This window comes from Pseudomonas sp. XP1, assembly GCF_053557675.1.
The window spans coordinates 29,963-41,013 of record NZ_JBNRIJ010000019.1 but is presented as its reverse complement, the minus strand read 5'-3'; the positions used below and the strand labels follow the sequence as shown (position 1 = coordinate 41,013).

Genomic DNA, 11,051 nt, shown 5'->3' with positions numbered 1-11,051 from the left:
GCCCCGGCGATGGGCCGCAAAGCGGCCCCAGTGTTTTCCCCGATATAACCGAGACCAAGCAATGCCGCTGTCCAACATCCAGATCCTGCACGAAGACGCCGCCATCCTGGTGATCAACAAACCGACCCTGTTGCTGTCGGTACCCGGCCGCGCCGAGGACAACAAGGACTGCCTGATCACCCGCCTGCAGGAAAACGGCTACCCCGACGCCTTGATCGTGCACCGCCTGGACTGGGAAACTTCCGGCATCATCCTGCTGGCCCGGGATGCCGACAGCCATCGCGAGCTTTCGCGCCAGTTCCACGACCGCGAAACCGAAAAGGCCTACACCGCGCTGTGCTGGGGCCAGCCGGCGCTGGACAGCGGCAGCATCGACCTGCCGCTGCGCTACGACCCGCCGACCAAGCCACGGCATGTGGTGGACCACGAGCAGGGCAAGCATGCGCTGACCTTCTGGCGCATCGTCGAGCGCTGCGGTGACTACTGCCGGGTAGAGCTGACACCGATTACCGGGCGTTCGCACCAGTTGCGCGTGCACATGCTGTCGATCGGGCACCCGCTGCTGGGCGACCGGCTGTATGCCAACCCCGAGGCATTGGCTGCCCACGAGCGGCTGTGTCTGCATGCCTCGATGCTGAGCTTTACCCACCCGGTGTCCGGAGAGCGGATGAAGTTCGAGTGCCCTGCGCCTTTCTGAATTTGTACAGCCTGTACCGGCCTCTTCGCGGGCGAGCCTGCGAAGAGGCAGACACAATTTGTCGACCTAATACGCTAAACTCGCGCCACTGCTGTCTGGAGTGAGCTATGCGCGACGCACTGAATTCTGGCCTTATCGACTTCCTCAAGGCCTCCCCCACGCCCTTCCACGCCACCGCCAGCCTGGCCCAGCGCCTGGAAGCTGCCGGCTACCAGCGCCTGGACGAGCGCGACAGCTGGGCCACAGTGCCTGGCGGTCGCTACTACGTCACCCGTAACGACTCGTCGATCATCGCCATCAAGCTGGGCAAGCAGGCACCGTTGCTGAACGGTATCCGCATGGTCGGCGCCCACACCGACAGCCCGTGCCTGCGGGTCAAGCCGCAACCCGAGCTGCAGCGCCAGGGCTTCCTGCAACTGGGCGTCGAAGTGTATGGCGGCGCCCTGCTGGCGCCCTGGTTCGACCGCGACCTGTCGCTGGCCGGCCGGGTCACCTACCGCCGTGACGGCAAGGTCGAAAGCCAGCTGATCGACTTCAAGCTGCCGATCGCAGTCATCCCCAACCTGGCAATCCATCTCAACCGCACCGCCAACGAAGGCTGGGCGATCAACCCGCAGAACGAGCTGCCGCCTATCCTGGCCCAGGTAGCGGGTGACGAGCGCATCGACTTCCGCGCCCTGCTCACCGAGCAACTGGCCCGCGAGCACGAGCTGATCGCCGATGTGGTGCTGGATTACGAGTTGAGCTTCTACGACACCCAGGACGCCGCGCTGGTCGGCCTGAACGGCGACTTCATCGCCGGTGCGCGCCTGGACAACCTGTTGTCGTGCTACGCCGGCCTGCAGGCCCTGCTGGCCGCCGACAGCGACGAAACCTGCGTTCTGGTGTGCAACGACCATGAAGAAGTCGGCAGCTGCTCGGCCTGTGGCGCCGACGGCCCGATGCTGGAGCAGACCCTGCAACGCCTGCTGCCGGATGGCGACGCCTACGTGCGCACCATCCAGCGCTCGCTGATGGTGTCGGCCGACAACGCCCACGGCGTGCACCCCAACTACGCTGACAAGCACGACGGCAACCACGGGCCCAAGCTCAACGCCGGGCCGGTAATCAAGGTGAACAACAACCAGCGCTACGCTACCAACAGCGAAACCGCCGGGTTCTTCCGCCACCTGTGCATGGCCGAGGAAGTGCCGGTGCAGAGCTACGTGGTACGCAGCGACATGGGCTGTGGCTCGACCATCGGGCCGATCGCGGCCAGCCACCTGGGCGTGCGTACGGTGGATATCGGCTTGCCGACCTTTGCCATGCATTCGATTCGCGAGCTGTGCGGCAGCCATGACCTGGCGCACCTGGTGAAGGTGCTGAGCGCCTTCTACCGTTGCCGCGAGTTGCCTTGATGCCTTGATGCCTTGATGCAAGCAGGCCTGGCCTCTTCGCGGGCTCGCCCGCTCCCACAAGATCATCACAGCATTCAAGGTCTGTGCAGTACCTGTGGGAGCGGGCATGCCCGCGAAGAGGCCGGGCCTGCTCAAGGTCAATCCCGCTTCGCCTGCTACCCGCTATGCTTGTTACATGGCCCCTCTGCAAAAGGATTGCTGTCCATGTCCCCGTTCCTGTCCCTGTTCGTGCCGGTGTTCCTGTTTCTGATGCTGCTGACCATCGGTTTCAGCCTGCGCGAACGCAATATCGGCGTTGTGATGATGTGGGTCGGCACACTGGGTATCTTTGGCCTCACCTGCTGGAAAATCCTGGAGCAACTGCCGTCGTGAACCTCTACACTCGGCCAATCGTTTGACCTGAGGTAGTTTTGCCAGTGCCTGCCCTCCTGCGTTGCCTGCTCCTGCTGCTGTTTCTGTTTGTCACCCCGCTACAGGCTGCGGGCCTGCCAGGCCTGCTTGGTGGCAGCGCGCCCGCGCAGCCAGAGGCCAGCGAACCGCTGGGCAAGTCGCTGGACGAGGTGATCAAGAACCTGGAAAACGACCAGCAGCGCGCCAAGCTGCTGGCCGACCTGAAAAAGCTGCGCGACGCCACCAGGCAATCGCAACCCACCGTCGAGCAGGGCGTGCTCGGCCTGATCGGTGGCGCCCTGCATGACTTCGAAAAACAGTTCAGCGGCGATGCCAGCCCGTTCCATCGCTGGGCCGCGGAAATCGAACAGGCCCAGGCCGAATTGACCGAGTTGATGGTGCCAGTGCACCAGTGGCCGGCCATTCTGTTCGGCTTTGCCGCCGTCATTGCCGTCTGGAGCGTGCTGGCCTACGCCTTCAACTGGGTCGGCCACCGGGTACGCCTGCGCTTTGGCCTGAGCGAAGAATTGCCGCAACACCCGCGCACCTGGGACCTGGTGCGCTTTGCCCTGCGCAAGCTGGGCCCGTGGCTGGTGGCGCTGGTGTTCACCGTGTACCTGAGCTTCGTGCTACCGCCATCGCTGGGCAAGTCCCTGGCCATGGTGCTGGCCTACGCACTGGTGGTCGGCACCTGCTTCTCGGCCATCTGCGTGATCGCCTTCTCGCTGCTCGACGGCCCCCACCGCCACCGCGCCCTGTACATCCTGCGCCACCAGGCATTCCGCCCGCTGTGGCTGATCGGCAGCTTCGCCGCGTTTGGCGAAGCGATGAGCGACCCGCGCCTGATGGTTGCCCTCGGCACCCACCTGGCCCACGCCCTGGCCACCCTGGCCAACGTGATTGCAGCGCTGTGCACCGGGCTGTTCATCCTGCGCTTCCGCCGCCCGATCGCCCACCTGATCCGCAACCAGCCGCTGTCACGGCGCCTGACCCGGCGCACCCTCAGCGACACCATCGAGATCCTCGGCAGCTTCTGGTTCGTGCCAGCACTGATCCTGGTGGCGATTTCGCTGTTCGCTACCTTCATCTCGGCCGGCGACACCAGCACCGCCCTGCGCCAGTCGCTGATGTGCACGGTGCTGGTGGTGGTTTGCATGGTGCTCAATGGCCTGGTACGCCGTCACGCCGCCAACCCCAAGCGCGCCAACAAGCGCCAGGCTGTGTACGCCGAGCGCCTGCGCAACTTCGGTTACCTGCTGGTGCACCTGTTCATCTGGCTGGTATTCATCGAGCTGGGGCTGCGCGTGTGGGGCCTGTCGATGATCAGCTTCGCCGAAGGCGAAGGCCACGACATAAGCGTGCGCCTGCTGGGCCTGGCCGGTACGCTGATCGTCGCCTGGCTGGTGTGGATCCTTGCCGACACCGCCGTGCACCACGCACTGGTGCGTTCGCGCCGGGGCCTGGCCAACGCCCGCGCGCAAACCATGATGCCGCTGATCCGCAACGTGATGTTCGTGGTCATCTTCATCATCGCGGTGATCGTCGCCCTGGCCAACATGGGCATGAACGTCACCCCACTGCTGGCGGGCGCCGGTGTGATAGGCCTGGCCATCGGTTTTGGTGCACAGTCACTGGTGGCCGACCTGATCACCGGGTTGTTCATCATCATCGAAGACTCGCTGGCCATCGACGACTACGTGGATGTGGGCGGGCACCTGGGCACGGTGGAGGGGCTGACCATCCGTACCGTGCGCCTGCGTGACATCGACGGCATCGTGCATACCATCCCGTTCAGCGAAATCAAGAGCATCAAGAACTACTCCCGAGAGTTCGGCTACGCGATCTTCCGCGTGGCGATCCCGCACAGCATGAACATCGACCAGGCGATCACGCTGATTCGCGAAGTGGGGCAGAAGCTGCGCAACGACCCGCTGATGCGCCGCAACATCTGGTCGCCGCTGGAGCTGCAGGGGGTGGAGAGCTTCGAGTCGGGGTCGGCGATCTTGCGGGCGCGGTTCAAGACTGCGCCGATCAAGCAGTGGGAAGTGTCGCGGGCGTTCAACCTGGCGCTGAAGCGGCAGCTGGATGAGGCCGGGCTGGATTTGGCGACGCCGCGGTTGTCAGTGCAGGTAGTGACTGCCAGTTCCTCCAGTTAGGGCCTCTTCGCGGGTGAACCCGCTCCCACAAGTACTATGCAAAGGCTGAAACCTGTGCGGTCGCTGTGGGAGCGGGTTTACCCGCGAAGAAGCCAACATTTCATCCAGCCTGGGCGCGGATGCGGATGGCATCATGCCGCCAATACTCCAGGTCACAGTCGATCAGGTGCCCATGCTGGTCACTGTTGACACGGGTGATATGCAACCCCGGGCTTCCCGTCGACACCTTCAAGGCACTGGCCGCCTCCACCGGCAACGCCGTCGGCAAGATCTCGAAGCACACCTGCCCATACCGGATGCCATACACCCGTCCATAAATCTCGGTCAGCGACTGGGCTAGGTCCTGTTCGAGTATCTCCGGGAAGTACCGGGGGTTGAGGTAGTGCTCGGCATACAGCACCGCCCGCCCATCGATCCGCCGTAACCGGCAGATACGTACCACGCTGGACAACGCAGGCAACTGCAAGCGCGCACAGATGGCCGCCGAGGCCGGCTGCAGCCGCGCCGACAACAGTTCGGTACTGGGCACCCGCCCCTGGTCGCGGACCATGGCATGGAAGTGGCTGCGCTCGATCAGGTCGTAGGTCAACCGTTCGGGCGCGACGAACCAGCCGCGACGCTCTTCGCGGTAGATCAGCCCCTGCGCTTCCAGCTGCACCAGCGCCTCACGCAGGGTAATGCGCGTGGTATCGAACACATCGCTGAGCTTGCGCTCGGCCGGCAGCTTGCCGCCCGGCGCCAGCAGGCCGTGCTCGATCTGCTCCTGCAGGGCGTGACAGATGGCTGTTACCGCACGCGGTGGCATCGACTGCATCAAAGGTTACCTATCTGGACTAGTCCAGCCCCAGAACAGGGCACTTGGAGAATAGTGCAAGCCTAGGCAGGGCTGATGAACATCCTGTGACAAAGGCTTTCGCCAGACACTGCCAGAAACGCGCCAAGCCAGCAGAGCCGGGGCGGCTCCGTGGTCTACGCTGTAGCTTCAGGGCCTTCACCGGCCCTTCCTTACATCAAACTGTCACGCAAGCAGCCTACCTTGGCTCAAGGTTTGCTGACCTAGACCAACGGTCACCAGTCAACGGCTTCACTCATAACAACCATCGCTAAAGGCACCCACCCAAGGAGCTTCGGATGAAAAAGTTGTTCATGGCGTCACTGCTCGGTTCGGCCATCGCTCTGTGTACCACGGCCATGGCCGCCGACACCGACCTCAAGGCCCTGGAAGAAGCCGCCCGCAAGGAAGGCAACGTCAACAGCGTGGGCATGCCAGATGCCTGGGCCAACTGGAAAGGCACCTGGGAAGACCTGGCCAGCAAGTACGGCCTCAAGCACAGCGACACCGACATGAGCTCGGCCCAGGAAATCGCCAAGTTCGAAGCCGAGAAGGACAACGCCAGCGCCGACATCGGCGACGTGGGTGCCGCCTTCGGCCCGATCGCCGTGAGCAAGGGTGTGAGCCAGCCGTACAAGCCGAGCACCTGGGATCAGGTACCGGAATGGGCCAAAGACAAGGACGGCCACTGGGCGCTGGCCTATACCGGCACCATCGCCTTCATCATCAACAAGGACCTGGTCAAGGAAGGCGAGCGGCCAACGACCTGGCACGACCTGGAAAAAGGCAAGTACAAGGTTGCCATCGGTGACGTCGGCACCGCTGCCCAGGCCGCCAACGGCGTGCTGGCAGCGGCTATCGCCTACAAGGGTGACGAGAGCAACCTGGCACCGGGCCTGCAACTGTTCACCAAGCTGGCCCAGCAGAAGCGCCTGTCGCTGGCCAACCCGACCATCCAGACCCTGGAAAAGGGCGAGGTAGAGGTGGGCGTGGTGTGGGACTTCAACGGCCTGAGCTACCGTGAACAGATCGACCCCAAGCGTTTCGAAGTGCTGATCCCGTCGGATGGCTCGGTGATCTCCGGCTATACCACCATCATCAACAAGTACGCCAAGCACCCGAATGCGGCCAAGCTGACGCGTGAATACATCTTCAGCGACGCCGGGCAGATCAACCTGGCCAAAGGGCATGCGCGGCCGATCCGTGCCGAGCACCTGAAGCTGCCGGCCGATGTGCAGGCCAAGTTGCTGCCCAACGAACAGTACAAGGCTGCACTGCCGATCAAGAATGCCGAGGCCTGGGAAGCGAGCTCGAAGAAACTGCCGCAGATGTGGCAGGAGCAGGTGATCATCGAGATGGAGTAAGGGGCTATCTCTGTAGCGCCTGAACAGGCGTCATCGCCGGCAAGCCAGCTCCCACAGGATCGCCACAGGACTCAAGCCTTGTGGAGTCCCTGTGGGAGCGGGCGAGCCCGCGAAGAAGCCAACGCGGTTTATGACTGGAGCCACCATGCAACACAACGTCATCCTGGTCCTGCTCGACGGCCTCAACTACCAGGTCGCCCACCACGCCATGGGCCACCTGCACGCCTACGTCGAGGCCGACCGTGCCGCGCTGTACCGCGTGGAATGCGAACTGCCGTCGCTGTCGCGGCCGCTGTACGAGTGCATCCTCACCGGTGTGCCGCCGATCGACAGCGGCATCGTGCACAACAACGTCAACCGCCTGTCCAACCAGCGCAGCGTGTTCCACTACGCTCGCGAGGCCAACCTGGGCACTGCGGCGGCGGCCTATCACTGGATGAGCGAGCTGTACAACCGCTCGCCCTTCGACCCGCAGCGCGACCGCCATACCCACGCACCGAAGCTGCCGATCCAGCACGGGCTGTTCTACTGGGACGACCGTTACCCCGATTCGCACCTGCTGGCCGATGGCGAATACCTGCGTCGCCGCCATGCACCCAACTTCCTGCTGGTGCACCCGATGAGCATCGACGATGTCGGCCACCACCACGGCCTGGACAGCAGCCAGTACCGCAACGCCGCGCGCAGCGCCGACATCCTGCTGGCCGATTACCTGCCGGGCTGGCTTGAAGAGGGCTACCAGGTACTGGTCACTGCCGACCACGGCATGAACAACGATCGCTCGCACAATGGCCTGCTGACCGAGGAGCGCGAAGTGCCGCTGTTCGTCTTCGGCGATGCCTTCAGCCTCGACCCTGCGGCCAAACCGCTGCAGACCGAGTTGTGCGGGACCATCTGCGAGCTGCTCGGCGCAGCGCATGACAAGAGCGTCTGCCGGGAGTTGCTGAAGTGACCACACCCAAGAGCAGCAGCGCCCGCGGCCGCTACCTGGCCCTGCTCTGCCTGCTACCGTTCGCCGTGTTCTTCGTCATCTTCCAGATCGCCCCGCTGGCTTGGGTGGCGATCAACAGCCTGCAATCGGAAGCAGGTTGGGGCGTGGACAATTTCAGCAAGGTATTTGCCTCGAAGTTCTACCTGCAGGCCCTGCAACGCAGCCTGGAGATCAGCTTCTGGTCGAGCCTGTTCGGCATCGTCATCGCCACCCTCGGCGCCTATTCGCTACGCCAGGTGGACTCGAAGCTGCGCGACTTCGTCAGCGCCTTCGCCAACATGACCAGCAACTTCGCCGGGGTGCCGCTGGCCTTCGCCTTCATCATCCTGCTCGGTTTCAACGGCGCGCTGACCCTGCTGCTGAAGCAGGTCGGCCTGCTGGAGGACTTCAGCATCTATTCCAAGAGCGGGCTGATCCTGGTGTACACCTACTTCCAGATCCCGCTTGGTGTGTTGCTGCTGTACCCCGCGTTCGACGCCCTGCGTGAAGACTGGCGCGAGTCGGCCGCATTGCTGGGCGCCAACCACTGGCAATTCTGGCGGCACATCGGCCTGCCGGTGCTGACCCCGGCCCTGCTGGGCACCTTCGTCATCCTGTTGGCCAACGCCCTCGGTGCCTATGCCACCGTGTACGCGCTGACCACCGGCAACTTCAACGTACTGCCGATCCGCATCGCCGGCCTGGTGGCCGGTGACATCAGCCTCGATCCCAACCTGGCCAGCGCCCTGGCGATGGTACTGGTCGGGCTGATGACGCTGGTCACGGTGGTGCATCAATGGTTGCTGAAAAGGAGCTACCATGCGCGCTGACGCCCGTTCCGGCGGCTGGTACCACCGCGCCGTGGTCTACCTGCTGTTCCTCATCCTGCTGCTGCCGCTGGCCGGCACCCTGCTCTACTCGCTGGCCACCAGCTGGTCGGCCAGCCTGTTGCCCAGCGGCCTGACCTTCAAGTGGTACATCGCGCTGTGGAGCGAGCCGCGTTTCCTGGCTGCCTTCGGCCAGTCGCTGCTGGTGTGCGTGGGCGCACTGCTGCTGTCGGTGGTGCTGATCCTGCCGCTGCTGTTTGTGGTGCACTACCACTTTCCAAGGCTCGACGCGCTGATGAACATCCTCATCCTGCTGCCCTTCGCGGTGCCGCCGGTGGTGTCGTCGGTGGGGCTGCTGCAGCTTTATGGCAGCGGGCCCATGGCCATGGTCGGCACGCCGTGGATCCTGATCGGCTGCTACTTCACCATCGCCCTGCCCTTCATGTACCGGGCCATCACCAACAACCTGCAGGCGATCAACCTGCGCGACCTGATGGATGCCGCCCAGCTGCTGGGCGCCAGCACCTGGCAGGCGGCGCTGCTGGTGGTGCTGCCGAACCTGCGCAAGGGCCTGATGGTGGCACTGCTGCTGTCGTTCTCGTTCCTGTTCGGCGAGTTCGTGTTCGCCAACCTGCTGGTCGGCACCCGCTACGAGACCCTGCAGGTGTACCTGAACAACATGCGCAACAGCAGCGGCCACTTCAACAGCGCGCTGGTGATCTCGTACTTCGCCTTCGTGCTGGTACTGACCTGGGTCGCCAACCGCCTGAACAAGGACAAGACCTGACATGAGCTTCGTCAGCGTACAGAAACTGCAAAAAAGCTACGCCGGCAGCCCGGTGTTCGAGAACATCGACTGCCGTATCGAACGCGGCGAGTTCGTTACCTTGCTTGGCCCGTCCGGTTGCGGCAAATCCACGCTGCTGCGCTGCATCGCCGGGCTGACCCCGGTGGACAGCGGTCAGATCCTGCTCGACGGCCACGACATCGTGCCGTTGAGCCCGCAAAAGCGTGGCATTGGCATGGTGTTCCAGAGCTATGCACTTTTCCCCAACATGACCGTGGAGCAGAACGTCGCCTTCGGCCTGCGCATGCAGAAGGTGAAGGCTGACGAAAGCCAGGCCCGGGTGCGCGAGGCGCTGGAGCTGGTGGAGCTGGGCAACTTCGCCGGGCGCTACCCGCACCAGTTGTCCGGCGGCCAGTGCCAGCGCGTGGCCCTGGCCCGCTCCCTGGTCACCCGCCCGCGCCTGCTGCTGCTCGACGAGCCGCTGTCGGCGCTGGATGCGCGTATCCGCAAGCACCTGCGCGAGCAGATCCGCGCCATCCAGCGCGAGCTGGGGCTGACCACCATCTTCGTCACCCACGACCAGGAAGAGGCGCTGACCATGTCCGACCGCATCTTCCTGATGAACCAGGGTCGCATCGTCCAGAGCGGCGATGCCGAAACCCTCTACACCGCGCCGGTGGACCTGTTTGCCGCCGGCTTCATCGGCAACTACAACCTGCTCGACGCCGACAGCGCCAGCCGCCTGCTGCAGCGCCCGGTGGCCAGCCGCCTGGCAATCCGCCCCGAGTCGATCACATTGGGCACCAACGGCGAACTGGACGCCGAGGTGCGCAGCCACAGCCTGCTGGGCAACGTGATCCGCTACCGCGTGCGGGTGCGCGAGGTGGAACTGGTGGTCGACGTGCTCAACCGCTCACCGTCCGACCTGCACGCAGACGGGCAACGGGTAAGCTTGTCGATCGACCCCACGGCGCTACGGGAAGTGGCCTAAGGAGCATCAACACATGGCACTGGCAATTTTCGATCTGGACGAAACCCTGATCAACGGCGACTGCGCGTCGCTGTGGAGCGAGCAGATGGCCCGGCTGGGCTGGGTCGACGGCAAGGACTTCCTGCGCCGCGACCATGAGTTGATGGAGGCCTATGGCAAGGGCCACCTGCGGATGGAGGAGTACATGGCCTTCAGCCTGGAGCCGATTGCCGGGCGTACCCTGGAAGAGGTCGAGCACCTGGTGGAGCCGTGGGTCGAAGAGGTGATCGAGCCGATCATCTACGGCGACGCCTGCCGCTGCATTGCCGAGCACCGCAAGCGTGGGGATCGCATCCTGATCATTTCGGCGTCGGGTACGCACCTGGTCGGGCCGATTGCGGCGCGGCTGGGAGTGGACGAGTACCTGGCGATCGAACTGGAGGCGGTGAACGGGGTTTATACCGGCAAGACCCATGGGGTGCTGACCTATCGCGAAGGGAAGATCACGCGGTTGCTGGAGTGGCTTGACCAGGAGCAGGAGAACCTGGAGGGGGCGAGTTTCTATTCTGATTCGCGGAACGATTTGCCGTTGTTGCTGAAGGTGGATCATCCGCATGTGGTGAACCCCGATGCGGTGTTGCGGGAGCATGCCGAGATCAAC

At 64.0% G+C, this 11,051-nt stretch carries 11 protein-coding genes; 10 read left to right on the top strand and 1 reads right to left on the bottom strand.

Going from position 1 to position 11,051, the window contains the following annotated elements; genetic code table 11:
- Positions 1-61: 61 nt before the first annotated feature.
- The 4 genes from ACK1U9_RS17055 (at position 62) to ACK1U9_RS17040 (ending at position 4,640) form a co-directional block, all read left to right on the top strand.
- Entirely contained in the window at positions 62-697 is a 636-nt protein-coding gene (locus tag ACK1U9_RS17055; RefSeq protein WP_085601790.1) for an RluA family pseudouridine synthase, read from the top strand.
- Between the two features lie 107 nt (positions 698-804).
- Positions 805-2,094 carry a M18 family aminopeptidase gene (locus ACK1U9_RS17050; RefSeq protein WP_449110050.1) on the top strand — a complete coding sequence of 430 codons (1,290 nt, stop codon included), beginning with the start codon at positions 805-807 and terminating at the stop codon, positions 2,092-2,094.
- A gap of 204 nt (positions 2,095-2,298) precedes the next feature.
- Positions 2,299-2,466 carry a hypothetical protein gene (locus ACK1U9_RS17045; protein ID WP_173015136.1) on the top strand — a complete coding sequence of 56 codons (168 nt, stop codon included), beginning with the start codon at positions 2,299-2,301 and terminating at the stop codon, positions 2,464-2,466.
- 44 nt (positions 2,467-2,510) lie between these two features.
- Positions 2,511-4,640: a mechanosensitive ion channel family protein gene (locus ACK1U9_RS17040; RefSeq protein ID WP_046616755.1), complete on the top strand. Its 2,130-nt coding sequence runs from the start codon at positions 2,511-2,513 to the stop codon at positions 4,638-4,640.
- 100 nt (positions 4,641-4,740) lie between these two features.
- On the opposite strand, the gene ACK1U9_RS17035 is transcribed toward ACK1U9_RS17040, so the two are convergent.
- Positions 4,741-5,454, bottom strand: coding sequence for a UTRA domain-containing protein (locus ACK1U9_RS17035; protein WP_085601792.1), 714 nt, complete (start codon positions 5,452-5,454; stop codon positions 4,741-4,743).
- A 317-nt stretch (positions 5,455-5,771) separates the two neighbouring features.
- Here ACK1U9_RS17035 and ACK1U9_RS17030 point away from each other — a divergent pair, with 317 nt between their 5' ends.
- The 6 genes from ACK1U9_RS17030 to ACK1U9_RS17005 form a co-directional block, all read left to right on the top strand.
- Positions 5,772-6,836 carry an ABC transporter substrate-binding protein gene (locus tag ACK1U9_RS17030; RefSeq protein ID WP_085601793.1) on the top strand — a complete coding sequence of 355 codons (1,065 nt, stop codon included), beginning with the start codon at positions 5,772-5,774 and terminating at the stop codon, positions 6,834-6,836.
- A gap of 145 nt (positions 6,837-6,981) precedes the next feature.
- Entirely contained in the window at positions 6,982-7,788 is an 807-nt protein-coding gene (locus ACK1U9_RS17025; RefSeq protein ID WP_085601816.1) for an alkaline phosphatase family protein, read from the top strand.
- A complete protein-coding gene (locus ACK1U9_RS17020) occupies positions 7,785-8,636 on the top strand; it encodes an ABC transporter permease (RefSeq protein ID WP_046616725.1) in 852 nt (283 codons plus the stop codon). The genes ACK1U9_RS17025 and ACK1U9_RS17020 overlap by 4 nt, the downstream gene beginning before the upstream one ends.
- A complete protein-coding gene (locus ACK1U9_RS17015; protein ID WP_013971414.1) occupies positions 8,626-9,420 on the top strand; it encodes an ABC transporter permease in 795 nt (264 codons plus the stop codon). The genes ACK1U9_RS17020 and ACK1U9_RS17015 overlap by 11 nt, the downstream gene beginning before the upstream one ends.
- A gap of 1 nt (position 9,421) precedes the next feature.
- On the top strand, positions 9,422-10,411 hold the full coding sequence (locus tag ACK1U9_RS17010; RefSeq protein WP_046616727.1) for an ABC transporter ATP-binding protein: 990 nt from the start codon (positions 9,422-9,424) through the stop codon (positions 10,409-10,411).
- A gap of 13 nt (positions 10,412-10,424) precedes the next feature.
- A partial coding sequence (locus ACK1U9_RS17005) for an HAD family hydrolase (RefSeq protein ID WP_449110049.1) occupies positions 10,425-11,051 on the top strand: 627 nt, incomplete at its 3' end.

Excerpts from the sequence above, each read along its gene's own strand:
- ACK1U9_RS17055 (WP_085601790.1), top strand. The coding sequence starts at position 62 with ATGCCGCTGTCCAACATCCAGATCCTGCACGAAGACGCCGCCATCCTG.
- ACK1U9_RS17035 (WP_085601792.1), bottom strand. The coding sequence starts at position 5,454 with ATGCAGTCGATGCCACCGCGTGCGGTAACAGCCATCTGTCACGCCCTG.
- ACK1U9_RS17050 (WP_449110050.1), top strand. The coding sequence starts at position 805 with ATGCGCGACGCACTGAATTCTGGCCTTATCGACTTCCTCAAGGCCTCC.
- ACK1U9_RS17025 (WP_085601816.1), top strand. The coding sequence starts at position 6,982 with ATGCAACACAACGTCATCCTGGTCCTGCTCGACGGCCTCAACTACCAG.
- ACK1U9_RS17045 (WP_173015136.1), top strand. The coding sequence starts at position 2,299 with ATGTCCCCGTTCCTGTCCCTGTTCGTGCCGGTGTTCCTGTTTCTGATG.
- ACK1U9_RS17015 (WP_013971414.1), top strand. The coding sequence starts at position 8,626 with ATGCGCGCTGACGCCCGTTCCGGCGGCTGGTACCACCGCGCCGTGGTC.
- ACK1U9_RS17010 (WP_046616727.1), top strand. The coding sequence starts at position 9,422 with ATGAGCTTCGTCAGCGTACAGAAACTGCAAAAAAGCTACGCCGGCAGC.
- ACK1U9_RS17030 (WP_085601793.1), top strand. The coding sequence starts at position 5,772 with ATGAAAAAGTTGTTCATGGCGTCACTGCTCGGTTCGGCCATCGCTCTG.